General features: G+C 47.2%; 31 protein-coding genes and 1 riboswitch. Of the genes, 6 read left to right on the top strand and 25 right to left on the bottom strand.

The window, feature by feature from the left end; all coding sequences use genetic code 11:
- Positions 1-105: 105 nt before the first annotated feature.
- From fabI to trpE, 13 genes are all read right to left on the bottom strand, one after another.
- Positions 106-894: an enoyl-ACP reductase FabI gene (gene fabI, locus ACWA5Z_RS11665; RefSeq protein ID WP_431052569.1), complete on the bottom strand. Its 789-nt coding sequence runs from the start codon at positions 892-894 to the stop codon at positions 106-108.
- A 105-nt stretch (positions 895-999) separates the two neighbouring features.
- Positions 1,000-1,272 carry a hypothetical protein gene (locus ACWA5Z_RS11660; RefSeq protein ID WP_431052567.1) on the bottom strand — a complete coding sequence of 91 codons (273 nt, stop codon included), beginning with the start codon at positions 1,270-1,272 and terminating at the stop codon, positions 1,000-1,002.
- A gap of 21 nt (positions 1,273-1,293) precedes the next feature.
- Entirely contained in the window at positions 1,294-1,683 is a 390-nt protein-coding gene (locus tag ACWA5Z_RS11655) for a phage holin family protein (RefSeq protein WP_431052565.1), read from the bottom strand.
- Between the two features lie 64 nt (positions 1,684-1,747).
- Positions 1,748-2,062 (bottom strand): DUF883 family protein, encoded by a 315-nt coding sequence (locus tag ACWA5Z_RS11650; protein WP_431052563.1) that lies wholly within the window; start codon positions 2,060-2,062, stop codon positions 1,748-1,750.
- Positions 2,063-2,174: 112 nt separating this feature from the next.
- Positions 2,175-2,942 carry a Nif3-like dinuclear metal center hexameric protein gene (locus tag ACWA5Z_RS11645; protein WP_431052561.1) on the bottom strand — a complete coding sequence of 256 codons (768 nt, stop codon included), beginning with the start codon at positions 2,940-2,942 and terminating at the stop codon, positions 2,175-2,177.
- A 20-nt stretch (positions 2,943-2,962) separates the two neighbouring features.
- Entirely contained in the window at positions 2,963-3,772 is an 810-nt protein-coding gene (gene trpA, locus ACWA5Z_RS11640; protein WP_431052559.1) for a tryptophan synthase subunit alpha, read from the bottom strand.
- Positions 3,769-4,971, bottom strand: a complete 1,203-nt coding sequence (gene trpB, locus ACWA5Z_RS11635) for a tryptophan synthase subunit beta (RefSeq protein WP_431052557.1) — start codon at positions 4,969-4,971, stop codon at positions 3,769-3,771. The genes trpA and trpB overlap by 4 nt, the downstream gene beginning before the upstream one ends.
- A gap of 12 nt (positions 4,972-4,983) precedes the next feature.
- On the bottom strand, positions 4,984-6,384 hold the full coding sequence (gene trpCF / locus ACWA5Z_RS11630; RefSeq protein WP_431052555.1) for a bifunctional indole-3-glycerol-phosphate synthase TrpC/phosphoribosylanthranilate isomerase TrpF: 1,401 nt from the start codon (positions 6,382-6,384) through the stop codon (positions 4,984-4,986).
- A gap of 35 nt (positions 6,385-6,419) precedes the next feature.
- A complete protein-coding gene (locus ACWA5Z_RS11625; protein ID WP_431052553.1) occupies positions 6,420-7,067 on the bottom strand; it encodes a glutathione S-transferase family protein in 648 nt (215 codons plus the stop codon).
- A 1-nt stretch (position 7,068) separates the two neighbouring features.
- A complete protein-coding gene (trpD, locus tag ACWA5Z_RS11620) occupies positions 7,069-8,076 on the bottom strand; it encodes an anthranilate phosphoribosyltransferase (protein ID WP_431052551.1) in 1,008 nt (335 codons plus the stop codon).
- Positions 8,077-8,079: 3 nt separating this feature from the next.
- A complete protein-coding gene (locus ACWA5Z_RS11615; protein ID WP_431052549.1) occupies positions 8,080-8,463 on the bottom strand; it encodes a tautomerase family protein in 384 nt (127 codons plus the stop codon).
- Positions 8,460-9,047 (bottom strand): aminodeoxychorismate/anthranilate synthase component II, encoded by a 588-nt coding sequence (locus ACWA5Z_RS11610; protein WP_431052547.1) that lies wholly within the window; start codon positions 9,045-9,047, stop codon positions 8,460-8,462. Before ACWA5Z_RS11610 ends, ACWA5Z_RS11615 begins: the two co-directional genes overlap by 4 nt.
- Before the next feature lie 10 nt (positions 9,048-9,057).
- On the bottom strand, positions 9,058-10,596 hold the full coding sequence (gene trpE, locus ACWA5Z_RS11605) for an anthranilate synthase component I (RefSeq protein WP_431052545.1): 1,539 nt from the start codon (positions 10,594-10,596) through the stop codon (positions 9,058-9,060).
- A 151-nt stretch (positions 10,597-10,747) separates the two neighbouring features.
- Here trpE and sohB point away from each other — a divergent pair, with 151 nt between their 5' ends.
- A complete protein-coding gene (gene sohB, locus ACWA5Z_RS11600; RefSeq protein ID WP_431052543.1) occupies positions 10,748-11,806 on the top strand; it encodes a protease SohB in 1,059 nt (352 codons plus the stop codon).
- A 73-nt stretch (positions 11,807-11,879) separates the two neighbouring features.
- Here sohB and ACWA5Z_RS11595 read toward each other — a convergent pair whose 3' ends face one another.
- From ACWA5Z_RS11595 to ACWA5Z_RS11575, 5 genes are all read right to left on the bottom strand, one after another.
- Positions 11,880-12,731: a cysteine ABC transporter substrate-binding protein gene (locus ACWA5Z_RS11595; protein WP_431054345.1), complete on the bottom strand. Its 852-nt coding sequence runs from the start codon at positions 12,729-12,731 to the stop codon at positions 11,880-11,882.
- A gap of 50 nt (positions 12,732-12,781) precedes the next feature.
- Positions 12,782-13,513: an amino acid ABC transporter ATP-binding protein gene (locus ACWA5Z_RS11590; protein WP_431052541.1), complete on the bottom strand. Its 732-nt coding sequence runs from the start codon at positions 13,511-13,513 to the stop codon at positions 12,782-12,784.
- 12 nt (positions 13,514-13,525) lie between these two features.
- A complete protein-coding gene (locus tag ACWA5Z_RS11585) occupies positions 13,526-14,194 on the bottom strand; it encodes an amino acid ABC transporter permease (RefSeq protein WP_431052539.1) in 669 nt (222 codons plus the stop codon).
- Positions 14,184-14,843, bottom strand: coding sequence for an amino acid ABC transporter permease (locus ACWA5Z_RS11580; protein ID WP_431052537.1), 660 nt, complete (start codon positions 14,841-14,843; stop codon positions 14,184-14,186). Before ACWA5Z_RS11580 ends, ACWA5Z_RS11585 begins: the two co-directional genes overlap by 11 nt.
- A 118-nt stretch (positions 14,844-14,961) precedes the next feature.
- Entirely contained in the window at positions 14,962-15,882 is a 921-nt protein-coding gene (locus ACWA5Z_RS11575) for a gluconeogenesis factor YvcK family protein (protein WP_431052535.1), read from the bottom strand.
- A gap of 174 nt (positions 15,883-16,056) precedes the next feature.
- Positions 16,057-16,214, top strand: a riboswitch (molybdenum cofactor riboswitch).
- Here ACWA5Z_RS11575 and moaA point away from each other — a divergent pair.
- The 4 genes from moaA to moaE all read left to right on the top strand — a co-directional run bounded on the left by moaA (position 16,203) and on the right by moaE (position 18,456).
- The gene (moaA, locus tag ACWA5Z_RS11570) at positions 16,203-17,234 is read left to right on the top strand and encodes a GTP 3',8-cyclase MoaA (protein ID WP_431052533.1); all 1,032 of its coding nucleotides are present in this window, start codon (positions 16,203-16,205) and stop codon (positions 17,232-17,234) included. Its footprint overlaps the riboswitch before it by 12 nt.
- Positions 17,235-17,262: 28 nt before the next feature.
- Positions 17,263-17,757, top strand: coding sequence for a cyclic pyranopterin monophosphate synthase MoaC (moaC, locus tag ACWA5Z_RS11565; protein ID WP_431052531.1), 495 nt, complete (start codon positions 17,263-17,265; stop codon positions 17,755-17,757).
- The gene (moaD, locus tag ACWA5Z_RS11560; RefSeq protein ID WP_431052529.1) at positions 17,754-17,999 is read left to right on the top strand and encodes a molybdopterin synthase sulfur carrier subunit; all 246 of its coding nucleotides are present in this window, start codon (positions 17,754-17,756) and stop codon (positions 17,997-17,999) included. Before moaC ends, moaD begins: the two co-directional genes overlap by 4 nt.
- Position 18,000: 1 nt before the next feature.
- Complete coding sequence (moaE, locus tag ACWA5Z_RS11555; RefSeq protein WP_431052527.1) at positions 18,001-18,456, top strand: molybdopterin synthase catalytic subunit MoaE; 456 nt, start codon at positions 18,001-18,003, stop codon at positions 18,454-18,456.
- A gap of 392 nt (positions 18,457-18,848) precedes the next feature.
- Here the strand turns inward: moaE and ACWA5Z_RS11550 are convergent, their stop codons facing one another.
- The 4 genes from ACWA5Z_RS11550 to ACWA5Z_RS11535 are packed head-to-tail and all read right to left on the bottom strand — an operon-like array spanning position 18,849 to position 22,469.
- On the bottom strand, positions 18,849-20,657 hold the full coding sequence (locus ACWA5Z_RS11550; protein ID WP_431052525.1) for a DNA primase family protein: 1,809 nt from the start codon (positions 20,655-20,657) through the stop codon (positions 18,849-18,851).
- Entirely contained in the window at positions 20,650-21,027 is a 378-nt protein-coding gene (locus ACWA5Z_RS11545) for a hypothetical protein (protein ID WP_431052523.1), read from the bottom strand. Before ACWA5Z_RS11545 ends, ACWA5Z_RS11550 begins: the two co-directional genes overlap by 8 nt.
- Positions 21,020-21,520, bottom strand: a complete 501-nt coding sequence (locus tag ACWA5Z_RS11540; RefSeq protein WP_431052521.1) for a hypothetical protein — start codon at positions 21,518-21,520, stop codon at positions 21,020-21,022. The genes ACWA5Z_RS11545 and ACWA5Z_RS11540 overlap by 8 nt, the downstream gene beginning before the upstream one ends.
- Positions 21,513-22,469, bottom strand: coding sequence for a host cell division inhibitor Icd-like protein (locus ACWA5Z_RS11535; protein WP_431052519.1), 957 nt, complete (start codon positions 22,467-22,469; stop codon positions 21,513-21,515). The genes ACWA5Z_RS11540 and ACWA5Z_RS11535 overlap by 8 nt, the downstream gene beginning before the upstream one ends.
- A gap of 131 nt (positions 22,470-22,600) precedes the next feature.
- Between ACWA5Z_RS11535 and ACWA5Z_RS11530 the strand changes: the two genes are divergently transcribed.
- A complete protein-coding gene (locus tag ACWA5Z_RS11530) occupies positions 22,601-22,777 on the top strand; it encodes a hypothetical protein (RefSeq protein WP_431052517.1) in 177 nt (58 codons plus the stop codon).
- 333 nt (positions 22,778-23,110) lie between these two features.
- Here the strand turns inward: ACWA5Z_RS11530 and ACWA5Z_RS11525 are convergent, their stop codons facing one another.
- The 3 genes from ACWA5Z_RS11525 to ACWA5Z_RS11515 are packed head-to-tail and all read right to left on the bottom strand — an operon-like array spanning position 23,111 to position 24,023.
- Positions 23,111-23,458, bottom strand: a complete 348-nt coding sequence (locus ACWA5Z_RS11525; protein WP_431052515.1) for a hypothetical protein — start codon at positions 23,456-23,458, stop codon at positions 23,111-23,113.
- The gene (locus tag ACWA5Z_RS11520; RefSeq protein WP_431052513.1) at positions 23,455-23,805 is read right to left on the bottom strand and encodes a hypothetical protein; all 351 of its coding nucleotides are present in this window, start codon (positions 23,803-23,805) and stop codon (positions 23,455-23,457) included. The genes ACWA5Z_RS11525 and ACWA5Z_RS11520 overlap by 4 nt, the downstream gene beginning before the upstream one ends.
- The gene (locus ACWA5Z_RS11515) at positions 23,802-24,023 is read right to left on the bottom strand and encodes a helix-turn-helix transcriptional regulator (protein WP_431052511.1); all 222 of its coding nucleotides are present in this window, start codon (positions 24,021-24,023) and stop codon (positions 23,802-23,804) included. The genes ACWA5Z_RS11520 and ACWA5Z_RS11515 overlap by 4 nt, the downstream gene beginning before the upstream one ends.
- Positions 24,024-24,177 lie beyond the last annotated feature (154 nt).

The following is a 24,177-nucleotide window of genomic DNA, read 5'->3' as shown; positions in this document are numbered from 1 at the left end:
ATCAAATGAGCAGACGGATTTTAAATTTCCTTTCCTCGCAAGCGGAGGGCAATAAATTAGGGCGGATATCAATCCGCCCTTGGTTTTTATCTTGAATGTTGAGGCTTATTCGGCGTCTAATTCATTCATTGCCGCGATATTGAAACCGCCGTCAACGTGCAACACTTCGCCGGTTACGCCGGAGGCTAAATCAGAACACAAGAATGCGGCGCTTTTGCCCACATCTTCAATGGTAACGGTACGGCGTAGCGGGGTGACCGCTTCGCAGTGTGATAACATTTTCTTGAAGTTTTTGATCCCGGAAGCGGCTAAGGTGCGGATTGGGCCTGCTGAAATCGCATTGACACGAATGCCTTCTTTGCCCATCGCATTCGCCATAAAGCGCACGTTGGCTTCTAAAGAGGCTTTTGCCAAGCCCATCACGTTATAGTTAGGAATCGCCCGTTCCGCGCCTAAGTAAGATAAAGTGACTAAGCCTGCACCCTGATTCAACATCGGACGCGCCGCTTTTGCCATCGCCACAAAGCTGTAAGAGCTGATGTCGTGCGCAATTTGGAAGCCTTCACGGGTAACCGCATTAACATAGTCGCCATCCAATTGATCGCCCGGTGCGTAAGCAATCGCGTGTACGAAACCATCGAATTTATCCCAATGTTTGCTCAATTCTTGGAAACAGTTTTCAATGTCTGCGTCGCTGCCGACATCACAAGGAATTACGATAGAAGAGTTAAAATCTTTGGCAAATTCTTCAACACGCGGTTTTAATTTGTCGTTTTGATAAGTGAACGCCAATTCCGCACCGGCTGCAAACATCGCTTGCGCAATGCCGTAAGCGATAGAGCGGTTGCTGGCGACACCGGCGATTAAAATACGTTTGTTTGTTAAGAATCCCATAAAACTTTATCCTGTTATTAATTGAAAAGATAATGGCGATAACAACGCACCGCCAAATTAACGTGGCGTGATTATACGCTACTTTATCGCCTGATTCCATTCTTATCAAGAATCGTCATTCTGCTGCGGGGAATTTTTTAATAATAACAATGAAACCACACCGATAGCGGGCAATATCAACCATTTTCTGCCCAATAACAGGCGGGTCGAAAGCGAAATCAGCGAGGAGCGGATAATCGGGTTGGAAACGGCTTTTAAGTAGCGCAAAGGCTGGCGGATTTCTTGCTGTGTTTTTTCTGTCTGCAAACGAAATTTATTGCGCAACACTTCGCCTTTGAGTAACAATAATTCTTTTTCCAATGCACGGTGGCTGGGCATAAGGCTCTCCTTGCGCGGTCTTTATTTTGAAGAATTGACGCTTTGTTTTATTGCGGCAAGATCTAATTTGACTTCTCTTAAGGTGTCATCAAGAAAACCACGCTGTTTACGGATTAAACGGATAATCAGAATCACCAGGGTCAGCACCAGCAACAGACAGCCGCACCCGATCAGCGTAAACACGCGAAATTTATCCGCTTCGGGCAGCCAGGCATTGAGGGCGAACATCAGGCTGAGGCCGGCAAGTAACAGTAACAAAAAGCTACATAAGGCAAAAACGATAACGAGTTGGGCGTGTTCTTTTTGTTCGTTGAGTTCCAACTTTGCCATTTCCAGACGGATACTGGCAAGTTCAAGGGCGGTGATAAAACTGTGTTTCAGACCGGATTTAATTTTATTTATCGTTTGCATTTTTTATCTCCTGTAACAGAAAGATCGGGAGGCCGCAGTGTTGCGGCTTCCACTATGCTCCGGATTATTTATTGCGGTTAATTAACAAACCCGCAATGAACGCGACCCCGGCAACGATCCCGATGGCTTTGTACGGATTCTCTTGAATCATGGTATCGGATTGTTTCGCTGCGTTTTTGGCGGTTGCCGCGACTTTGTTTTGCAGATCTTCCAATTGTTGGCGATAGCCGTCGGAGCTGGCATTCAAACGTTTTTTCAATTTTTTGAATTCGTCCGCCCCAACGTCTTTCCCTTCTTCAAACAAGTCTTCCGCAGTTTGTAGAATGTCTTGTAATTCAGAAAGCAGTTCTTCGCGTTTGCTGTCAAAGTCATTTCTCATACTTGTATCCTCCGTTTGATTGAGATGATATTTTGGTGTTGCAAATTTATCCTAAGGGATTATTTGAATAAGATCAAAGCGAAAACCGGATCTTTACAAATCAGCGTTCAGACTATGCCGGATTGTCAATATCATGAAAGAGCACATCGAACGCATAATGTTGTTGCAGCCATTCGCCTAATTTTTTAATGCCGTAACGCTCGGTGGCATGGTGTCCGGCAGCATAAAAATGGATGCCTTGCTCACGGGCGGAATGCGTAGTGCGCTCGGAAATCTCGCCGCTGATAAATGCGTCAATTCCTTGCGCTGCCGCCAGATCAATGTAATCTTGTCCGCCGCCGGTGCAAAGTGCCACGGTGCGGATTTTATCCGGTGCATTGCCATACGCACCGCCGCCACAATAGAGCGGTTTACGTTGCAGAACCCGTTCCAAACGTTGCGCCAATTCTTCGCCGGAAAGTGCGGTTTTCAACTCGCCGTAGACCGGAATGGATACCGCACTTTGTTCAAGGGATTGTAAATTTTCAATTCCCAACATTTCGGCCAATAACGCATTGTTTCCCAATTCCGGGTGCACATCGAGCGGCAGATGATAGGCGTATAAGTTAATATTATGCGTCAACAGGGTACGGATTCGCTTGCCTTTCATGCCGCGGATCAACGGCGATTCGTTTTTCCAAAAATAGCCGTGATGTACCAACACCGCATCGGCTTGCTGCGCAACGGCGTAATCCAATAACGCTTGGCAAGCGGTCACGCCGGTGATAATTTTACGCACCGCACTTTTGCCCTCCACTTGCAAACCGTTGGGGGCGTAGTCGCTGATGGCGTCACTGTTTAATGTGCGGTTGAGCAGTTGTTCCAATTCCAGATTATTCATTTCTCATTCCTGTTGATTGGTTAAGCATAGGTTGCCGCTTTCATCTTGCGCACAAATTCGCCCAACAAGCGCAGTGTTTCCGCATGATTATCCAAATGATTTTCGATAATTTTGACAATCGCCGAGCCGGAGATTGCCCCGGCAGTGCCGCTGTTCAGCGCGTCGATCACTTGTTGCGGTTGTGCGATACCGAAGCCTTGTAAAATCGGCGGTGCGTTGTGCGCTTTCAGTTGCGCAATCAAACTGTCTAAATTACCGGCGTGGGCTTGGTTTTCCGCACTGGTGACGCCGGCACGGGAGACCAAATAAGTGTAGCCCTCGCTGGTTTGCGCCACGCCTTGAATGGTGTCCGAATCGGCATTCGGCGGGCAGATAAACACCGGTTGCACGCCGAATTTTTTCGCCGCGGCAACATAGGGTTCGCAAGCCAATAGCGGCACGTCGGCCACTAACACCGCATCGACACCGATTTGCTGACATTGTCGATAGAAATTGTCCAAACCCTGTGCATAAATCAGGTTGGCACACAGTAGCAGGCTGATCGGAATCTCAGGGTATGTTGACCGCACTTTGTCTAATAACATAAAGCATGCTTTGGTGCTGCAACCGGCATTCAGCGCGCGGTTATTGGCGGCTTGGATCACCGGGCCGTCCAGTAGCGGATCGGAAAACGGAAAGCCCAGTTCCAAAGCGTCTGCGCCGTTATCAACCAGCGTGCGGATAATGTCAAAAGAGCGGTCTAAATCCGGATCGCACAGGGTGACGAACGGTACGAATGCGCCTTGGTTTTTCAGTTGTAACTGTCGGAAGCATTGTGCAAAACGGCTCATGATTTTCCCCCTTTTTCAGTTAAAATTTTATCGACGGTGAAAATATCTTTGTCGCCCCGACCGGACAGATTCACCACCAACAGTTGTGCTTTTTGCGGCTCTTGTTTGATTAATTTTAACGCATACGCCAAGGCGTGCGAGGATTCCAACGCCGGAATAATCCCTTCGTGCTGCGCCAGTTGTTGGAAGGCGTCAAGTGCCTCATCATCGGTGATTGATTCGTATTCCGCGCGTCCAATCGCATTCAAATAGGCGTGCTGCGGTCCGACGGAAGGGAAGTCCAGTCCGGCGGAGATCGAGTAAGACTCTTCGATTTGTCCGTCTGCGGTTTGCATAATCGGCGATTTCATGCCGAAATAAATGCCGACATCGGCGTGTTTTAACGGCGCGCCGTGTTCGCCGCTTTCAATGCCGTGTCCGGCAGGTTCGATCCCAATCAGGCGCACCGCACTTTCCTCAATAAAATCGGCAAACATACCAATCGCATTCGAGCCGCCGCCGACGCAGGCAATCACCGCGTCCGGCAAGCGCCCTTCGCGCTCCAACACTTGCCGTTTGGTTTCTTCGCCGATCATTTTTTGGAATTCGCGTACAATCGTCGGGAACGGGTGCGGGCCTGCCGCGGTGCCGAGCAGGTAATGGGCTTTATCGTAATTGGCTGACCAATCACGCATGGCTTCGCAACAGGCGTCTTTCAACGAACAAGAGCCTTTGTTGACAGGAATCACTTCCGCCCCCATCAGCCGCATACGGAACACATTCGGCGATTGGCGTTCCACATCTTTCGCCCCCATATAAATGCGGCATTTCAGCCCCAACATCGCACAGGCAATGGCGGTGGCAACGCCGTGTTGTCCTGCGCCGGTTTCGGCGATAATCTCGCTTTTGCCCATGCGGATTGCCAATAACGCCTGCCCCAACACCTGGTTGGTTTTGTGCGCGCCGCCGTGCAGCAAATCCTCACGTTTCAGGTAGAGTTTGGTATTCGAGCCTTTAGTCAGGTTACGGCACAGGGTAAGTGCGGTCGGACGGCCGGCATAGTTTTTCAGCAAATCATTGAATTCAGAAATAAATTCAGGATCGTCTTTCGCTTCTACAAAGGCTTTCTCCAGCTGTTGCAGCACCGGCACTAAAATTTCCGGCACATACATCCCGCCAAATTCACCGAAATAGGGATCGAGTAGGGTTTTATTGCTCATGTTGTTTTCCTTTTAAAATCGAATAATCGTGTCGAATAGCGCGGCAATTTTCTCTTCATCTTTAATCCCGACCGCACTTTCCACGCCGGAATTGATATCCACGCCCAAGCAGCCTTGAATCAAGGCTTGTTCGATATTTTCTTGTTTAATCCCGCCGGCTAAAATGGTGCGTTTTTTGATATTCGGCGGAATTAATGTCCAGTCGAAAATCAAGCCTGTGCCGCCTTGTTTTCCTTGTACTTTACTGTCGAACAGGAAATGGTCGATAAGCGGATCATCGGCAAGTTTAATCTGCTCGTGGTTGTCGATATCGACCGAAATCACATTCCAAATTTGGCACGTTGTCGGCAATTTTTCGCGTAGCTGTTGCATAAACTCACGGCTTTCATTGCCGTGCAGTTGCACCGCAAACAGGTTTAATTCGCGGGCGATTTCCGCGATATAGTCTAGCTCTTGATTTTGAAACACGCCGACAAAGCGCAGTGGCGCAGCGGTAATCAGCTGCTTGGCTTGGGCAAGGCTGACTTTGCGCGGCGATTTTTCGGCAAAAATCATGCCGCCGTACAGCGCGCCGTGTTGATATGCCGCGTTGACATCTTGCGCCCGGGTTAAACCGCAGACTTTGTTTTCGCCATAAATCACCTGCCGTACCGCACTTTGCAGATCGTCTTCGCCCATTAAGCTGCTGCCGATTAAAAACGCGTGTACATAAGGCTTCAGTTGCTGAATTTGCTGATGATGATAGATCCCCGATTCGCTGATGATAATCCGATCCGCCGGAATTTGTTGCGCCAATGGCGGCGTACGGTTGAGATCGACGCTTAAATCATGCAGATCGCGGTTGTTAATCCCGATAACTTTCGCATTAAGTTGAATCGCGCGTTCCAGTTCGGCTTGATTAGAGGTTTCGGTCAGCACGCCCATGCCCAATTCGTGCGCCAAATCGGATAATTTGCGATAGGTCGTATCATCCACCACCGACAACATCAGCAAAATCGCATCGGCTTGATGGTAACGCGCCAGATAGACCTGATATTCGTCAATCATAAAATCTTTGCACAAAATCGGTTGCGACGCGACAGACCGCACTTGGGCGATAAAATCAAAATTGCCCTGAAAATATTTTTCATCGGTCAGCACCGAAATCGCCGCCGCATACTCTTTATACACATCGGCAATTTGCGCCAAGTTGAAATCATCGCGGATCAACCCCTTTGACGGCGAGGCTTTTTTGCATTCCAAAATATAAGCAGGGCGTTGGTGCGAGCCTTGGGCGAGGGCGTGATAGAAATCGCGATCAGCGCGCTGCACTTGATCCTGAAATTGCGCCAACGGCAATGCCGCTTTTTTGTTTTTTATCCATTCGATTTTATCGTTGATGATTTTTTGCAGAATGGTGGGCTTATTATCCATATTCACGAGTTTTACCTTTATTTTCTCTCATTTTTTTAAGGGTTACGAATTGGGCGATCTTTTTCTAGTTGTGCCTGTTTAAGCCATTTTTGCAAACTCGGCAGGTGGTAGATCCGTTCGGCATAAGCATTGGCTTCAGGGCTAAGGTAATTACGCAGTCCATAATGAACTAAACGGATCAACACCGGAGCGAAAAATGCATCGACAGCGGTGAAAGCGTTACCGGCGAGATATTCACCACCGAAACGGCTTAAGCCCTCTGTCCAGAGTTGATTAATCCGAGCCAGATCGGCGGCAAGTGCGCTATCGATTTGATCTAATGTCACAAATTTTTGTGTATTCATGCTGCATTGGCTGCGTAACGCAACAAATGAGGCGTGCATTTCAGCACAAGCACAACGCGACCAAGCACGAGCGTTGCGCTCGCTTGCCCACACTTGCGGATAATCTTCCGCCACATATTCGCAGATCGCCAAGCTGTCCCAAATCACGGCATTGTTGTGATGGAGTGCCGGCACTTTCGAGGTCGGCGAGGCTTGTAAAAAGTCGATTTTTTGCAGAGTTTTATCCGGCTGAAAATAGAGCTGCGCTTCTTCGAATGGAATTGCCAACTGTTCCAACAAAATCCACGGGCGCAATGACCAGCTTGAGTTCGTTTTATTGGCGATAAACAGCTTATACATATTAATCCTTATACTGGCGCAATTTTTGTAGGGTTTCAAACGGTTTGCCGCCGGCAAGGCAGTCTAACACCATTTCCGCATTTTGTTTCAAATCCGCATATCCGAACAATTTCAATAAAAGTGCGGTATTGATTGCCACCGCTTGCGCGTGATATTTGTCGCCTTTGCCTTGCAAAAGTGCGGTCAGCATGCGTGCGTTGTCCGCCGGTTCGCCGCCGCGTAGCACCTCTAACGCTTGCGGCTCGAATCCGAAATCATACGGGGTAATGTCGTAATATTCGATTTCGCCGTTATGGATTTCCGCCACTTGGGTTTTGCCGTGCAACGCTACTTCGTCCAAACCGGCACCGTGCACCACGAAAGAGTGTTTGTGTCCGAGCATAAGTGCGGTTTCCGCATACGGTTTGATCAAATCGGGGGTATAAACGCCGAGCAGTTGCCGTTGCGGTTTTGCCGGATTGATTAACGGCCCGAGGATATTAAAAATGGTGCGGGTTTTCAGCGCGTTGCGCACCGGCATGGCGTGCTTAAAACCAAGATGATATTGCTGTGCAAACAGGAAGCACACGCCGATCTCATCTAACGCTTGGCGTGCGGTGTCGGCACTGAGGTTGATATTCACCCCAAGTGCGGTCAGCACATCGCTTGAGCCGGTTTTACTTGAAACGCTGCGATTGCCGTGTTTGGCGATTTTGGCGCCTAAGGTTGCCGCGACAATCGCACTGGCGGTCGAGATATTAATCGTATCCGCGCCGTCGCCGCCGGTGCCGACAATATCGGCGAACGGATAATCAGGGCTTGGAAACGGCTGTGCATTTTGTTGAAGTGCGGTTACCGCACCGGCAATTTCGGCGGTGGTTTCGCCGCGCAGTTTAATCGCGATCAGGGCGGCGGCAAGTTGTTCGTTACTTAGTTTTCCTTGTACTACGGCATTGAACAGGGTATAGCTTTGTTGCTGATTCAAAGCCTGATTGCTGAATAGCGTGTCTAATAGCGTTTGTGTTTCCATAACTTACCTTTTGATATTGTAATTAAAACAGGCTTCGTCGCCGGTCATGCCGCGAAAGCCCCAGCAGTGCGGCTCTTGTTCTTTGATCGTGATTTGTACATCGACCGGTTTGATTTTCAGTTGCTTATAAATTTCATCGAACAGCATGCGAATCAACAATTTCTTTGCCTCCGCGCTACGACCGCTCATCATATTAATTTCGATAATGGTGTAAGCCTCGCTGCGATCCGACGGATAATAATAGTCGTCCGCCTCAAGTCCGATAAAACGCTGCACCCGTTTATGCTCCGGAAAGTCGAGGGCAAACATCAAGCAACGGTGAATAATGTCCGATAGCTCTTTTTTAATCGGATCAAGCCGAGTTTTTAAACCATAAACCACAATCATTGCCGTTCTCCCAGTAACCAGTCGATACTTTGCGCCAGCAATTGCGAACCTTGCACGGTTAAGATCGATTCCGGGTGAAATTGAAAACTGCAAATCGGCAAAGTGCGGTGGCGCACCGCCATAATGATATTATTGAAACGTGCATTGACCTCAAACTCCGCCGGAATTTCCGTTCCCATTAACGAGTGATAACGCGCGACCGGCATAGGGTTCGGCAGATTGGCAAACATCGCTTGTTGATCGTGTTCAAGCTGCGACACCTTGCCGTGCAGGATTTCCCCGGCGTGTACGATCTTGCCGCCGAAGGCTTCGATAATCGCCTGATGTCCCAAACAAATGCCGATCAACGGCACTTTGCCTTTCAGTTCACGAATCAATGGCAACAGATTGCCGGCTTCTGCCGGATTGCCCGGACCGGGCGAGAGCGCGACAATGGTATTCGGCTCGGCAAGTGCGGTGTTCATCAGATGATCCAACTCACTGTCATTGCGGTAAACCACCACCTGATGTCCCAACACCCGAAACTGATCGACCAAGTTATAGGTGAACGAATCAAAATTATCAATAAATACGATTTTCGCCATAATGAAATCCTTAGATGTTGTTATTTGTTTGAATAATGGCGTTTAAGACCGCTCTTGCCTTGTGCCGAGTTTCGTCCGCTTCCATTTGCGGATCGGAGTCCAGCACTTCGCCGCAGCCGGCTTGCACGTGGGCGATACCGTTTTGCACGAAAGCGGAACGGATCACGATACAGGTGTCGAAATTGCCGTCGGAGCTGAGATAGCCGACTGCGCCGCCGTAGCTGTGGCGTTTTTGTTTTTCAAATCGGTAGATCAATTGCATTGCCTTGATTTTCGGTGCGCCGGTCAGCGTGCCCATGTTCATACAGGCTTGGTAGGCGTGCAGCGCGTCCAGCTCGGGGCGCAATTTGCCGACCACGCGTGAGACAAGGTGCATAATGTGCGAGTAGCGATCGACTTGCATTAATTCTTTCACTTGGCGCGTGCCGCTTTGGCAAACGCGGGCGATGTCGTTGCGTGCCAAATCGACCAACATCAGGTGTTCCGCCAACTCTTTTTTATCCAAACGCAATTCCAATTCCAAACGTGCGTCCAGTTCCGGATCGATTTTGCCGTGCATATCAAAACCGCGCGGGCGTGAACCTGCGATCGGGTAAATTTCCAACTGACGGCTGGCTTGGCTGTATTTCAATGCACTTTCCGGCGAGGCGCCGAACAGGATAAAATCTGCGTCGTGCATATAAAACATATACGGGCTTGGATTGGTGATTTTCAAACGGCGATAAGTCGCCAACGGATTCGGGCATTCAAGGGAAAAACGGCGTGACGGCACGATTTGGAACACGTCGCCGACAAAAATATGCTGTTTTAGCTGTTCGATGATCCGCTTAAATTCGGGATCGTCAATATTCACGCTCACTTCGCTTGAAGCCGCTTGAATCGGCAAATTATCCTGAATTCGGCGCAGTTGCCGTTTGATGTTTTCCGCCGCGGAATCCAAGTGCGGTTGCTGTTCGGCGATAAAGCAGAAGGTTTGTAATGTTGCCGATTGTTGCTGGTGATCTAAGCGCAACAACTGCTCGGCTAAATAAAAACAGTAGTCGGGGCAGCTGATCTGATCGTCTTGCAGGTTGATATTTTCCATCGGGATAAACCCGGCAACCAGATCATAAGCAAACAAACCGCCGAGATAAACCGCACTTTCAGCTTGATTAAACAGTTGATTAATCACGCGCAAACCGTCAAACACCGTCGCTGCCTGTAATTTGCTGTCTTCGTCCAAATTCGGATTGAGTCCGCTGAAAAGTGCGGTCAGCACATTGTCTTGCGTATAATTTATTGCTTTTGCAATACCCTGTAACGTTTTTTCGATTAACGGTAATAACGCTTTTCCGTTGGCACTTAATGCCGAAAAGGTGACGTTTTTATCCAAACAGGTGATTTTGAGCGCACTGTCGATAAACAACAGACTGGTCAAGCTGTTTTTGCTTTGAATCTCGGCGGATTCCAATAGCAGGGTATTGGTTTTATCTTGGCATAGGGTTGCAAAAATCGCAGTCGGATCAGCGTGATAAGCAACGGCTTGCTGGGTGATATGAATATATGGCATTGGTAATCTCGTTCGGGTTGAATTTTTGTACTATTAAACTAGTGCAAAAGGATTTGGTCAAGTGATTTTTTTGCTTTTAGTAAAAATAGCAGGATAGTGTATGATAATCCTTTCATTTATCGGTAATGACTATTTATAACAAGGAAAAACCATGTGGTCTGAAATTTTAATTAATTACGGGGTGTTTATCCTCGAGGTGCTGACGATTTTATTGGTGATTGCGGCGATTTTCGCCTTTATCGTCAATCTGCGCCAAAAAGAACAAAGTGCGGTCGGCGAGCTGAAAATCACCGATTTGGCAAAACAATACAAAGAAAATCAGGAAAAGTTACAGGATTTCCGTTTAAGCGACGAACAATTAAAACGGCAGGAAAAAGCACGTAAGAAACAAGACAAGCTGGACGCGAAAGCCAAGAAAAAAGCGGCGAAGAATGGCGAGGCGAGTGAAGAAAAAGCCAAGCCGTGTTTGTATGTGTTGAATTTCCACGGCGATATCCAAGCCAGCGGCACAACCGCACTTGCCAATGAAATCAGTGCGGTTTTGGCGGTGGCGAAAGCCGATGATGAAGTGTTGCTGCGTTTGGAAAGCCCCGGCGGCGTGGTGCATGGTTACGGCTTGGCGGCGTCGCAATTAAGCCGTTTGAAAGCCAAAGGGGTGAAATTGACCGTGGCGGTGGACAAAGTGGCGGCGAGCGGCGGTTATATGATGGCGTGCGTGGCGGACAAGATTACCTCCGCCCCGTTTGCGATTTTAGGCTCGGTCGGCGTGGTGGCGCAAGTGCCGAATATTCACCGTTTGCTGAAAAAACATGATGTCGATGTGGAAGTGATGACTGCCGGCGAATACAAACGCACCATGACGATTTTAGGCGAGAACACCGAAAAAGGACGCGAGAAATTCCAGCAAGAATTAGAGGAAACCCATCAACTGTTTAAAGATTTTGTTGCCACTCACCGCCCAAACTTGGACTTGGAAAAAATCGCCACCGGCGAACATTGGTTCGGGCAACAGGCGTTGAATTTGGGCTTGGTTGATGAAATCGCCACCAGCGACGATCTGATTTTGGCGGCGTTAGCGGATAAAGACGTGTTGGAAGTGAAATTTATGCGTAAAAAATCATTAATGCAAAAAATCGGCAAACAAGCCGAGGAAAGTAGCGACAACCTGCTAATGCGTTGGTTGCAGCGTAGTAACCGCACTTTGTATTAAGCGTGATAGAGATGAAAGTGCGGTTGAGCAGGTGAGTGAGCCGTACCGCACTTTTGCTGAAATCAGGTTTAAATTAGTAGCTGACAACCACATCATCGACTTGTACGCTATCACCATAAACCGGTAATAGCGTTTTGTTGTACGCTTCCAGTAATTTGCCGTTTTTGCCTAAAGTTTCGATTTCACTGTTCAACCAATTCAACAATTCGCTGTCGCCTTTTTTCACCGCTGGCGCAATATAATCCAAATCGCCTAAGCTACGCACACCGACGGTATAACCCGGATTTTCTTTTGCCCAGGCGAACAGCAGCGTGTTGTCGTGTGCCAATGCCGCGCCGCGTCCGTCACGCAAGGCTTCGAAGGTTTCGGTGTTTTGCTCGAATTTCAATAAATTCAGGTTCGGATAATTTTTGCTGAAATAGGTATCAGCCGTCGTGCCTTTGTTGACCAACAAGGTTTTGCCGTCTAATTGTGCCACATCGCTGATGACTTCACCGTCTTTTGATACAATTCCCAATGCCACTTTCATATACGGTTTGGCAAAATCGACCACTTCGGCACGTGCCGGGGTTTGGGTGAAGTTGGCAAGGATAATATCGACTTTATTCGATTGCAGATATTCCACTCGGTTGGCGGCTTCGACTAACACGAAATCAATTTTGTTTTCATCACCGAGCAGATTTTTTGCCAGATCTTTGGCGATTTCAATGTCGAAACCTTGATTTTTACCGTTGCTGTCAACGTAGCCAAAGGGCGGTTTATCGCCGAATACGCCGATCCGAATCACATCATTTTTCTTGATTTGTTCCAGAGAAGATGTGCTTTGTGCGCTGTTGGATTCCGCTTTATCGCCGCAGGCGGTTAAGCCGAGTGCCAACACCAAGCTGCCCAGTAGGGCTGAAGCGTACTTAATGGTTTTTTTCACGTTGTTTTGCATGGTTGAGTTTCCTTCTATTGAGTTAAGTTAATAAAAAATTAATAGCTCAGCATATTTAAAAAGGCTTTTGCGCGCTCGGTTTGCGGCGCGGTGAAAAACGCGTGTGGGGTGGACGACTCGATAATTTGTCCTTTATCCATAAAAATGATCCGATCCGCGACTTTTTCGGCGAACGACATTTCATGGGTGACGATCAACATGGTCATGCCGTCTTTGGCAAGATTGAGGATCACGTCCAACACCTCACGCACCATTTCCGGATCAAGCGCCGCCGTCACTTCGTCAAACAGCATAATATCGGGGTTCATACACAACGAACGTACAATCGCAATCCGCTGTTTTTGTCCGCCGGACAGCTCGCGCGGATATGCTTGTTTACGATCCAACAAGCCGACTTTTTCCAGCAGGCGATCCGCTTGTTGTTCCACTTCGGCGCGCCGGCGTTTTTGCACTTTTAACGGTCCGAGCAGGATATTGTCGATCACCGACATATGCGCGAACAGCTCATAACTTTGAAACACCATGCCGATATGTTGGCGCGCCTGTACCCAAGACATCTCCGTGCCCAGTTTGCCGCAGCCTTGTAGCAAAATATTTCCTGCGCTGATTTCTTCCAGTCCGTTGAGGCAGCGTAACAACGTGCTTTTGCCGCAACCGGACGGACCTAAAATCACCACCACTTCGCCTTTTTCGACGGAAAGTTGGATATTTTGCAAGGCTTGCACGCTGCCGTAATGTTTATCTAAGTGTTGGATATCGAGTAGTGCCATAATGTCGCCTGCCTATTTTTCCCAAATTTTTTCAAGATGACGTGAAAATAACGAAAGGGGATAGCAAATTAAAAAATAAAGGATAAAAATCAAGCCGTAGATCCAAAACGAGGCGGAAGGCAAGGTTAACAGCGAGTTTTCAATAAGTTGTTGTCCGACCTTAATCAACTCCAACACACCGATTAACATTGCCAACGAGCTGGTTTTGACCATGCGGGTGAACAGATTAATTGCGCCCGGGGTGATGCGTTGTAAACTTTGCGGAAACAAAATATAGCGGAACAGTTGCATTGGGTTTAAGCCTAATGCTTGCCCCGACTCGATTTGATGTTTTTCAATCGAGGTCAGCGCACCGCGCACCAAATCGCCCATTTCCGCCGCACCCCAAAACACAAACACCAAAATGCAGACCTGTACGCCGCTGAGGTGCAAGCCGAACCATTTTGCCATGCCGAAATAGGCGAGAAACAGCAACACCAGCAATGGCATAATCCGTACCACTTCCAGATAGAAACGGCAAACGGCGCGAATCCAATAGGCTTTGCCGGTCATCAATAAACCGATGGCAACACCGAATATGCCGGAGAAAAACACCGAAATAAATGAGATTTTAATCGTGATCCACAAACCGCCGAGTAAGCGGGCGCAATTGCTGCCTTCGAACAGAATATCAAGCCCCATATTTTGCTTTCCGTTGTCTGCGTTCCAGTTTGCTGATCAGTAAAGAAACCGGTAGCAAAATAATCAAGTAGAACACCACCAGTAAAAACAACGCTTCGTTGGTTTTATAATCCATACCGATAAGGTCTTTTGCCAAAAACATCAGTTCCGCCACTGCAATCGCACTGACAACCGAAGTTTCTTTCATCAAAAACAGACAGTTTGCGCCGATTGCCGGAATGGAAATCGCAAAGGCTTGCGGTAAGGTGATATAGCGGAACACTTGTTGCGGTTTTAAACCGATACTCAAACCCGATTCAATCTGGTTTTTCGACACGGCTTGCAAACCGGCGCGAATTGCTTCCGCCATATAACTGCCGCCCAAAAATGCCAAGCCAATCACCGCGCAGGTGAAACCGCTGAGTTGAATGCCGATTTTGGAAAGCCCGAAATAGAGGAAAAAAACTTGGATCAACAGCGGGGTATTGCGTGAAATTTCGATATAGCATTTCACCGGCAACTGTAAATACCGCACTTTGTAAGTGGTCACGATACTGCACAACAAGCCGAGCAACAGCGACAGTACAATTCCGGCAAACGCCAGTTGCAGCGTAAGCAGGGTTGCCTCAAAGTATCGCGGAAGAACGCTGTAGATATACGACCAGTTCATATTATGTTTTCAGTCAATTTAGATGACAGAAATCATAAAAGATTGCATTGAGAATAAATAGCTGATTAATTAGACGAATTCGCTATTTATTATAACCAATCGAAATATGACGACTGGATTATTCGCAAAAAGAGAATAATTGATCAATACTTTGACACAACAAAGTGCGGTTGTGGCGGTAGCTGATATCGTCGTCATTCAGTTGCCGCGCCAATACTTTTTTGTGTGGCAGATCGTGATAATCCGCTTCGGGATAGGTGATGATACCGTCAATCACACTTGCGCCGACCGCACTTTCGATCCAATCGATTCGATCTTTGAGCGACAGATTCGCTGCCGGGCTGTGCTCTACGCCAAGATTATCAATAAATAAAATTTTTGCCGCTGATTGTCGCAGGGCTTTGGCAATTTCAGGCAACAGCAACGGCGGCATAATGCTGGTTAGAAAGCTGCCCGGACCGAGCAGAATCAATTCGGCTTGTTGCAGCGCCGTGACCGCTTCCGGCGTAGCACTGACTTGCGGAATTAAAAACAGGCGTTTCGGCAATTGATCGAATTTATCGATATTGACTTCACCGACCACCGTTGCGCCGGAATGCAGTTTCGCCCCCAGATGTACCGGTGTTTCCGACATCGGAATCAAATGCGAACGCACCCGCAGCAAATTACGGATCAAATTCACGCCCTCTAATGGGCGGATCCGCATATCTTCCAATGCTTTTAACATCAAATTACCGAGATTATGCCCGGCGAGATCGCCACTGCCGCTGAAACGGTATTCAAACAGGGCGGAGGCGGTGCTCGGTTCGGTAATCATCTGATTGATACAGTTGCGCAAATCGCCCCAGGCAATGCCGCCGTGTTGCAGGCGGATACGACCGGTCGAACCGCCATTATCGGTGGTGGCGACAATGCCGGTCAGGCGTTCTTTCATAAAGCCCAACGCCGACATCAAGCGCCCCAAGCCATGCCCGCCGCCAATGGCGGCAACTTGTTGTAATCGGGTGAGATGTGGCAGACGGTCAGTATGATAATTCATGCAAATACTCGTTTTTAATAATAAATTGCGCTTTTTTCACGTTATTTTTATATTATCCGCTAAAAAACCGCACTTTAAAACGGGGGCAGATCACAAATGCGGAAAATAGCCGCAATTACATCATTTTGGGGATTGCGCTTGTCAATCAGAATGCTAAAATTAGCCCAATTTATTAACAACGCATCACTCCGAGCTTGTTTGACCTACGTTACCGTTATGCTATTAACGGCAATATGGCGACAAGCCTGTTAGCACCGCGGTTTGTGCTACGCCGGATACGCTGGAAACGGTTTATCCGCTCGTGTTTAGAAAGGTGACGAATGCAACCCGAATTTACTTCACAGATCCCGTTTTGTGCGGTCGACAATACGACTGCTTTAGTTGATCGCTTTCAGCGCAAATATCAATATTTACGCTTATCGATCACCGATGTATGCAATTTCAAATGTAATTATTGTTTGCCCGACGGCTATCAGCCGAAAGCGGACAAGCCCTCGTTTTTAACCTTAAGCGAAATCCGCCGTTTGATTAATGCCTTTGCGGCAATGGGCACGGAAAAAGTGCGGATCACCGGCGGCGAACCGACCTTGCGCAAAGATTTCAGCCAAATCATCGAAACCGTGCGCGCCAACGACAAAATCAAAAAAATTGCGCTGACGACGAATGGTTACCGCATGGCAAAATCCGTTGCCGATTGGCAGGCGGCAGGTTTGGACGCAATTAACGTCAGCGTGGACAGCCTTGATCCGAAAATGTTCCGCCAAATCACCGGCGAAAATTTGTTTCATCAGGTGATGAGCGGCATTGATAAAGCGTTTGACATCGGTTATCAGCAGATTAAAGTCAATTCGGTGCTGATGAAAGGCTTGAATGATCGTGATTTCGAGGCGTTTTTGGCGTGGATTAAAGATCGCCCGATTGAAATGCGTTTTATCGAACTAATGCAAACCGGCGAGATGGATCATTTTTTCCAACGTCATCACCTTTCCGGCACGGTGTTAATGCAAAAACTGTTGCAAAACGGTTGGCAATTACAGCAGCGTGCCGTGACCGACGGTCCGGCAAAGGTGTTTAAGCACGCCGATTATCAAGGTTCAATCGGCTTGATTATGCCGTATTCGAAAGACTTTTGCGCCGATTGCAACCGGTTGCGCGTGTCGGCGAAAGGCTTGTTGCACCTCTGTTTGTTCGGCGAAGAAGGCACGAATATTCGCGATCTGCTGCAACAAGATTGGCAGCAAGCCGAGTTGCAACATCGCCTGTTGTCGGCGTTGCAAGGCAAGCGCGAACACCACTATTTACATCAAGGCGACAGCGGCGTGCGACCGCACTTGGCATCTATCGGCGGCTGATCGCCCCATTCTATTTATCGAGAAACTTATGCAGCAATTTACCCATATCAACAGTAACGGCGAAGCCAATATGGTCGATGTCGGCAATAAAGCGGAAACCGTGCGCGAGGCGTGCGCCGAAGCATTGGTGACCATGTCGGCACAAACCTTAAACATGATTTTATCCGGTGATCACCATAAAGGCGATGTGTTCGCCACCGCACGCATTGCCGGAATCCAAGCGGCAAAGCGCACTTGGGAACTGATTCCGCTGTGCCACCCGTTATTATTGACCAAAGTCGAAGTCAATCTGACCGCACTTCCGCAAAGCAACCAAGTGCGGATCGAAAGTCTGTGCCGTTTAAGCGGCAAAACCGGCGTGGAAATGGAGGCCTTGACCGCCGCCTCCATCGCCGCCTTGACGATTTATGATATGTGCAAAGCGGTGCAAAAGGACATTGTGATTGAGCAAGTGCGGTTGTTAAGCAAAAGCGGCGGCAAATCGGGCGATTTTTTGGCGGAAGAAACAGGAGAGGGTAAATGATTAAGGTGCTGTTTTTTGCGCAAGTGCGTGAATTGATCGATTGCGACGAATTACAACTGGCGGCAGAGTTCGCTACGGCGGAAGCGTTGCGCCAACATCTGGCAAGCAGAGGCGAAAAATGGGCATTGGCATTGCAAAGCGGCAAATTGCTGGTGGCGATCAATCAAACCCTAATGTCGCTAGACAGCCCGCTTCAGGACGGCGACGAAGTGGCGTTTTTCCCACCGGTGACAGGGGGCTGAGATGGATTGCGAGATTCGGATTGCGGTACAAAGCGAAGTGTTCGATCAAAGTGCGGTTTACCAATGGTTGTCCGCACCGAACAGCAGCGGTGCGGTGGTGCTGTTTATCGGCAAAGTGCGCGAAATGAACCTCGGCGACAGCGTGCAAACCCTGTATTTGGAACACTATCCGGCAATGACCGAAAAAGCCTTGCGCGACATCGTGCAACAAGCCTGCCAACGCTGGCAGTTGCAACGGGTGCAACTGATTCACCGTGTCGGCAAATTGCACACTGGCGATGAAATCGTGTTGGTCGGGGTTAGTTCCGCTCACCGCGGCGACGCGTACCACGCCAACGAATTTATTATGGATTACCTCAAAACCCAAGCGCCATTTTGGAAAAAAGAACTGACCGACAAAGGCGAACGCTGGATCGAAGAACGCGCGAGCGATAAGCAAGCGGCGGAGAAGTGGTAGGTGAATCGTTAGTAATCAAAAGCCTTGATATTTAAGTATCAAGGCTTTTTTGTATTTGCTGGCGACATCTGAATTGATCGCTGTGAATGGCGTAAATACTGGGGTTTTATCAATTCAGTTTTTGATTGTATTACCAACTGTATTACTAAAAATAAAAATCACAGAAAAAAATAAAAAAAATCGAAATAAAAAAATAAAACTTTTATGGGGGGGTTAGCTACTTATCTACTATTTTAGATCGATATGATTTTAACTTATTGATATTAAATGCTTTTGTTTTCAGTAGTTGACTGATTAGATGAAAAGTACCTCGTTTTTATTTTGAAAACAGCTACTACTTTTTCACGACAACAAAAAAGGGCGGTTAAGCCCTTTCTGTATCGTTGGTTATGTTATCCCTCCCACTCCTCAAACGTGGCGTGGCGGTCTTTCCAGTAAATATTAGTGAGCTGCGCATTGTCTTTTTTGCGCTCTTCTAGCGTGGCTTTTTGCCCGGCTTCTTTCAATGCGTCCGGCAATGCTTGCTTAAAAGATAACAGGCTTAATCGCTGGTTGTAGTTTTGGCAATCGCAGTATTTGAGATAGGCTTGATAAAGTGCGCTATCTGCGTTGCGTTTGCTGGTGCCGCTTCCCCAATAAAGCCCGTTGATTTTTGCGTTGCGCTCTCGTAGCGAATCGCTTTCGTTGATCGGCTCGACTTTAAACGCTGAGGCGAAATCAATCAGATGATTTGTTTTTTGCTTGATATTCACCCCGTCAGCGTGATTTTTAAAGTTTTCTAAGATTTGCCGGGCTTCTTCCGGATTATCTTTAAAACGGTTTAGCAACAAGTGAACAATACCGTAAATTTCACCTTTGATTTTATCAATAAAATTCACGTCTTTTTTGCTTTCGGGGATTGGCTTATCAAAGAAAATAATCACTCGGCGGCGTGCGATACCGCCGTTTCTGTCGGTGAATAAAATCGGGTCATTGGTGATCATCATGTAATTAGCCGTTGGCTTATAGTCAAACGGATCTTTATACAATAATTTGACCGTCATTAAATCGCCACCAGTGAACGCTTTTAAACCGTCTGCGCTGCCGGTGTAGGGTTTTTGATCGGGTGAGTACGCAAAAGACTTACCAATGAACAATGACCGTGTTTCCGCCTTGTCAAAATCTTTGATTGCCATTATCACGCTGTTGCCGCGTCCGTTGAGCGTGGCGGCGATTTCACCAAGTAATGATTTTCCAGCACCACCAACGCCGGTGACTTCAAGGAATAACCCCCAATGGTGTTTATTGGTTAGAATCATGTATAAGCCAGCCAGAATAGCGGATTTCTTTTCTTGGCTGCCGTTGGTGGCAAAATTTAGCCAATCATTAAAGTGCGGTGTTGCCTTGCTGGAAATGCGGCAAGGGAAATGATCAATCAGCCTCAAACCCAGATCGGGATTATGTGCGATAAATTCACCGGTCTTTTTATTGAGCGCGCCATTCGTGAAGCCGATGTAATCCATGCTTTCTATTGGCATTTCGTCAATGCTTAGCGTGATCAGCTCCGCCAGTTTTCTCAAGGTGTTGATTTTGTAATCCGCTTTTTTGTCGCGATAAAAGGCTAGAACTTTGCGCTCTAGTCGTTCCTGCGCGACTTCTTCCCACACTGCGCCGGTGTATTGGTAAGTTTTGCCTAGGGTAATATCTCGTTTCAAAGGGCAGTTGTGCCACGCTATGAATGCTTTCACTTTGTCGTTATCGCGGGCATGATGAAGATCAATTTCAGCGGTGGCATTTTCCGCCACCACCGCCGCTACGGTATCACCCGCACGAATGCGGGCGATATAGTCGCTTAAATCTTCGTTTAACTGTCCTACGTTATCGCACAATGTGACTTTATCGGCGGCAGTGTGTACCGCCAAATTATGACAAAGTGCGGTGATTTGTGCGGCCGCAAGTTTCCCAAATTGGTATAAGCCGATAATTTTCTGATCTGCTTTGGCAATTCGTAAGCGGTGGAGTTCTGCCAATTGCTCATTACCGATAATCACCGGCTTAATGCCGTCTTTATCTCGGATCTGTTTTGCCAGCACCTGCCACCCTGTGCCGTTGCCGTCTTTGCCGTAAGCGTGCCACGCACCACCACCGACAAGAATAACTGCTTCATGTAGTGGCGTGTCCGGCTGATCTTTCAAGTGCGGTGCGTTTTTTAATCTAGCCATTGATAACCTCTTTACCTAAATCAAGGCGTTGAATGCGAACTTCTTCAAACTGATAACGATTGATTAGCGTTTTGGTCTCTTCTAACGCTTGATAATGGTTATCGCATAAAGTGAGCTTGTATTGTTTGCTGTTAGCCGTGATTCCGGTTATTTGCCACTTTATCGGGTCGCCGTTCAGTGGGATAACTTCGTGTGATTGAAAGCCGTCCAGCAACCGCCGCGCAAATTTAGCAAAATCTTCGGCGTTCTTGTCGGTTTTGTAAAATCCTAGAATAAGCGGCACTGAACCGCTCAATTCTCCAGCCATACCGTGATTAAAGAACGCTCTGAGCATAAAACAGGTTTTAGATTGTTGAGTAGTGTTAGCCATGTTTCACCTCCAAATCAGTCATGATGATTGTTCTATGGCGCAATGGTGCGCTTTCATCAAGCATTTTTTGATAGCTCGCCTTGGCTTGTTCTCGCCAGTCCTCGGCTAGACTGTCGGCGTTGATGATTTGGCTGATGTGGTTAAGGTTTCCGCCTGTCCATTCGGTGGCATTGGCTAGATATTGCTCGCCTAATTTTTCATTAATAAATCGCCTGATTTCGGGAGTTTCGGCTAGCACCTTGCCTAAAACGTGGTAATTCATGAAATGGACCGCTAAGTTAGCGATTAAGCCGATTTCTTCGCCTTTTTGGGTTTCGATGTGTTTGGCTTCGTTAAATCCGTAAGGCAAGTTATAAGCGGTAGCAAGCTCAGCAAGATAAACGTCAAAAGCATTGCGTCTGTCTTCGGTGATTAGATTACCCTCGGCGGTTTTCGCCATAACCGATTTAAAAATAGCGTTCGGGCTTGGTCTGCTGGTGGCTGAATTACGCATAAATCACCCCCTTGACGTCAGCAGAAAGGACAATAGGCGGATTTGTGGCAGTGTTGGTATGGGTTTTCATGATGGGATTTCCTGTTATTTTAGTTAGTGAATTACCGCCCATAATAGGGGCGATAAGGCAATCAACTACCGATAACAGTCGGCGGGGCTTATTCGTGCGATTGCTCGCCTTATTTCGCCCTCTTAACCTTATCGCCAATTCGGTATTAAACGGGTGTAGTAAGCCCGTTTGAGGAATTTTTGATAAAAAAATACCGCTAAGCTGTCGGGTGCGGTTGCCGCTGTTATCATTAGTCGTGTCAAGGTGAGTAGCCTTAACGTTAGAAATACTAACGACTTTATTTTTCGCTGTCAATGCACCAGCGGTCAAAGTGCGGTCATTTGCGGCGCTGTCGGGCAAACGTCCTAACAGCACCAGCACAAAATCCCTGCCTAAAACGGCGCGGGCGTGGGTTTCGCTGTCGGCTTGAATACGGATTTGTTGCGCTTGGGTTTTGTCGTAGTGTTGGCGGGAAATGCCTAAAAATTGATAAATCATGGCTGTAACTCCTTGTGTGATTTTAGAAGTTACCGCGGAAGTTTCGAGGCTTGGGCGGTAACGTGCGACGGGCTCGAAAACTGCGACACAAGGAAAGCAGCAAAGGGCGAAACCTTTCCCATCGCACGCCACCATAGATAGACGGTTTTCCGTCTTTTTGGGTGTGCGAATGCTACGCATAAAAAAACACGCTTCGGGCGTGTTATGCGCCTTGTATCTATTCGAGTTTCGAGGCTCGGCAGTCGATTTTGCGACTGCGCAATTAAAATAGCCTAAAGTGCGGTGCGGTGTAAAGTGATTTCGATCACATTTTTGAATATTGGTAGGGTGTCCGCCGTTGGCTGATACTGCTGCCAACGTTTGGGCGGTGGTGGTTTTTCGGGTATAATTTTGCTTAGCCATAGTCTTATCCTTAGTAAGATGGTTGGTTAGAACGCCCTTGAGTGTTGCACCACTTCGGGGCGTTTGCTTTTTCGTGTCTATTGCAATACAATTGGTTGACACTTGATAAACTATAACGAGGTGATAACCCCATGTCAACCACTTTCAAAACTAAAGGCAATAAACAGATTGCATTGCGTGTAGATCCATTGCTTGAAAAAGGTATTAGCGAGGCTGTTAAAATTGATGGTGACGCTTCTGTTTCTGCTTGGATAAAGCGCATAATCCGTAAAGAACTTGCCACTCGTGGCATTGAGTTGAAGGGGTAAGAGGTTGATTTTAAAGCAAAGCCGAAAATTCGGCTATGTAATTCATTGTTTTTAAAGCAAAAACCAAAATTGGGTTTTGTAGTAGGTGTCATAAATTTTAGGATACCTAGACAGTTAAGCGGGGTATGTCCAAAAAACGCTACACCCCCCGCAAGAAATTTGGTATCATGTTCTTGATTTAAATTCACGTTGATAGCCTTTGAGCTACTTTGTGAAAATAAATCCGTGAATTGGTAATGTATCAAGTTCGTAGTTGTGAAAATGATTATAAGTTTAGGCATATGCTTATAGTCCTTTAAATTAGGCTGGAGTGATTCCAGCCTTTTTTATTGGTTAATGGAAAACGTCACAAAGTGATTTTTTCTGTTTCGGTTTTTTAGTATTGCGGTGAACCGTTTTCAGTGTTCGATTAAATACGGTTAATAAATTCACTTCCATAAAATCCACCAGCAACGGAATATTACTTGTGGCTTGCTGTACGGCGATAATATCCGCCAGCTCCTCAAACGTTTCTACCTGTGAAGTAACAATGAAAAAATTATTTTTGCTTAAATGCACCGCATGGAAAAAGCCAAGCTCTTCATCATAGCTAAAAGTAAAAAACGGATATTGATTTTTATAGCGTGTAATCAATATCGGCAGTGCGCGAATTTCTTGTTCTTCGGTTAATTCTTGGTTCATGATTGTTTTGCTCCTATTAAATTAATGGCGTGTTGAATTTCGTTATCGGTGATGAATGCTAACTCTAAATAACGTTTGAAATGTTGCTGCTGATATTTCAATTTGGCGTTATAAAGCTCGGCGACTTTGTGGATTTGTTCGGCACTTCCCAATAAATAACGGGTGTAATTCCGTCCGGTTTCGCTTTTTTCTCTTACTCGCTCAATCTCAATATTCAAGGTTCTCTCGATTTCGTTCACCTCATTGCGGGCATTCAGAAAGTGGCAATTGAAATAAGATTCCTTTTCGCTAACACCGATATGCGGATTGGTGATCAAGGCTTTTGCGACGGTCATTAATCGGGTCATTGTGTTGCTCCTCGATTTGCTTTTTGTTGCTCGATCCATTCCGTGACTTCTGCCAAATCCCAGCGAATAAAGTTGCTGGTCAGGCGGATAGGCTGCGGAAATTGATTTGTTTTGACTAACTCATTGAGTTTTGTGCGCCCAAAGGAAAGCATTGCCATAACCTCGGCAGTGCTGATCCATACTTGGTTTTTTTGGGGGGATTGTGGTTGTATTTTCATTAAATAACCTCTCGTCCGTTTTGTTTCGGGGTGTTGCGTAACGTTACGGGGGTTATTTAAGTCAATTTTAGATGTTTTGAAAAACCTATAAGCAACTTACCTGATTACATAAGTTGCTTATTAGATCATATAAGTTGCTTTTATGATCTATCAG

The organism is Testudinibacter sp. P80/BLE/0925 (genome assembly GCF_053570785.1).
This window is presented reverse-complemented; position numbering and strand designations above follow the sequence as displayed.

What these genes read in the sequence shown, in the direction of transcription:
- fabI (WP_431052569.1), bottom strand. Translation starts at nt 894, where the DNA reads ATGGGATTCTTAACAAACAAACGTATTTTAATCGCCGGTGTCGCCAGC.
- ACWA5Z_RS11660 (WP_431052567.1), bottom strand. Translation starts at nt 1,272, where the DNA reads ATGCCCAGCCACCGTGCATTGGAAAAAGAATTATTGTTACTCAAAGGC.
- ACWA5Z_RS11655 (WP_431052565.1), bottom strand. Translation starts at nt 1,683, where the DNA reads ATGCAAACGATAAATAAAATTAAATCCGGTCTGAAACACAGTTTTATC.
- ACWA5Z_RS11650 (WP_431052563.1), bottom strand. Translation starts at nt 2,062, where the DNA reads ATGAGAAATGACTTTGACAGCAAACGCGAAGAACTGCTTTCTGAATTA.
- ACWA5Z_RS11645 (WP_431052561.1), bottom strand. Translation starts at nt 2,942, where the DNA reads ATGAATAATCTGGAATTGGAACAACTGCTCAACCGCACATTAAACAGT.
- trpA (WP_431052559.1), bottom strand. Translation starts at nt 3,772, where the DNA reads ATGAGCCGTTTTGCACAATGCTTCCGACAGTTACAACTGAAAAACCAA.
- trpB (WP_431052557.1), bottom strand. Translation starts at nt 4,971, where the DNA reads ATGAGCAATAAAACCCTACTCGATCCCTATTTCGGTGAATTTGGCGGG.
- trpCF (WP_431052555.1), bottom strand. Translation starts at nt 6,384, where the DNA reads ATGGATAATAAGCCCACCATTCTGCAAAAAATCATCAACGATAAAATC.
- ACWA5Z_RS11625 (WP_431052553.1), bottom strand. Translation starts at nt 7,067, where the DNA reads ATGTATAAGCTGTTTATCGCCAATAAAACGAACTCAAGCTGGTCATTG.
- trpD (WP_431052551.1), bottom strand. Translation starts at nt 8,076, where the DNA reads ATGGAAACACAAACGCTATTAGACACGCTATTCAGCAATCAGGCTTTG.
- ACWA5Z_RS11615 (WP_431052549.1), bottom strand. Translation starts at nt 8,463, where the DNA reads ATGATTGTGGTTTATGGTTTAAAAACTCGGCTTGATCCGATTAAAAAA.
- ACWA5Z_RS11610 (WP_431052547.1), bottom strand. Translation starts at nt 9,047, where the DNA reads ATGGCGAAAATCGTATTTATTGATAATTTTGATTCGTTCACCTATAAC.
- trpE (WP_431052545.1), bottom strand. Translation starts at nt 10,596, where the DNA reads ATGCCATATATTCATATCACCCAGCAAGCCGTTGCTTATCACGCTGAT.
- sohB (WP_431052543.1), top strand. Translation starts at nt 10,748, where the DNA reads ATGTGGTCTGAAATTTTAATTAATTACGGGGTGTTTATCCTCGAGGTG.
- ACWA5Z_RS11590 (WP_431052541.1), bottom strand. Translation starts at nt 13,513, where the DNA reads ATGGCACTACTCGATATCCAACACTTAGATAAACATTACGGCAGCGTG.
- ACWA5Z_RS11585 (WP_431052539.1), bottom strand. Translation starts at nt 14,194, where the DNA reads ATGGGGCTTGATATTCTGTTCGAAGGCAGCAATTGCGCCCGCTTACTC.
- ACWA5Z_RS11580 (WP_431052537.1), bottom strand. Translation starts at nt 14,843, where the DNA reads ATGAACTGGTCGTATATCTACAGCGTTCTTCCGCGATACTTTGAGGCA.
- ACWA5Z_RS11575 (WP_431052535.1), bottom strand. Translation starts at nt 15,882, where the DNA reads ATGAATTATCATACTGACCGTCTGCCACATCTCACCCGATTACAACAA.
- moaA (WP_431052533.1), top strand. Translation starts at nt 16,203, where the DNA reads ATGCAACCCGAATTTACTTCACAGATCCCGTTTTGTGCGGTCGACAAT.
- moaC (WP_431052531.1), top strand. Translation starts at nt 17,263, where the DNA reads ATGCAGCAATTTACCCATATCAACAGTAACGGCGAAGCCAATATGGTC.
- moaD (WP_431052529.1), top strand. Translation starts at nt 17,754, where the DNA reads ATGATTAAGGTGCTGTTTTTTGCGCAAGTGCGTGAATTGATCGATTGC.
- moaE (WP_431052527.1), top strand. Translation starts at nt 18,001, where the DNA reads ATGGATTGCGAGATTCGGATTGCGGTACAAAGCGAAGTGTTCGATCAA.
- ACWA5Z_RS11550 (WP_431052525.1), bottom strand. Translation starts at nt 20,657, where the DNA reads ATGGCTAGATTAAAAAACGCACCGCACTTGAAAGATCAGCCGGACACG.
- ACWA5Z_RS11545 (WP_431052523.1), bottom strand. Translation starts at nt 21,027, where the DNA reads ATGGCTAACACTACTCAACAATCTAAAACCTGTTTTATGCTCAGAGCG.
- ACWA5Z_RS11540 (WP_431052521.1), bottom strand. Translation starts at nt 21,520, where the DNA reads ATGCGTAATTCAGCCACCAGCAGACCAAGCCCGAACGCTATTTTTAAA.
- ACWA5Z_RS11535 (WP_431052519.1), bottom strand. Translation starts at nt 22,469, where the DNA reads ATGGCTAAGCAAAATTATACCCGAAAAACCACCACCGCCCAAACGTTG.
- ACWA5Z_RS11530 (WP_431052517.1), top strand. Translation starts at nt 22,601, where the DNA reads ATGTCAACCACTTTCAAAACTAAAGGCAATAAACAGATTGCATTGCGT.
- ACWA5Z_RS11525 (WP_431052515.1), bottom strand. Translation starts at nt 23,458, where the DNA reads ATGAACCAAGAATTAACCGAAGAACAAGAAATTCGCGCACTGCCGATA.
- ACWA5Z_RS11520 (WP_431052513.1), bottom strand. Translation starts at nt 23,805, where the DNA reads ATGACCCGATTAATGACCGTCGCAAAAGCCTTGATCACCAATCCGCAT.
- ACWA5Z_RS11515 (WP_431052511.1), bottom strand. Translation starts at nt 24,023, where the DNA reads ATGAAAATACAACCACAATCCCCCCAAAAAAACCAAGTATGGATCAGC.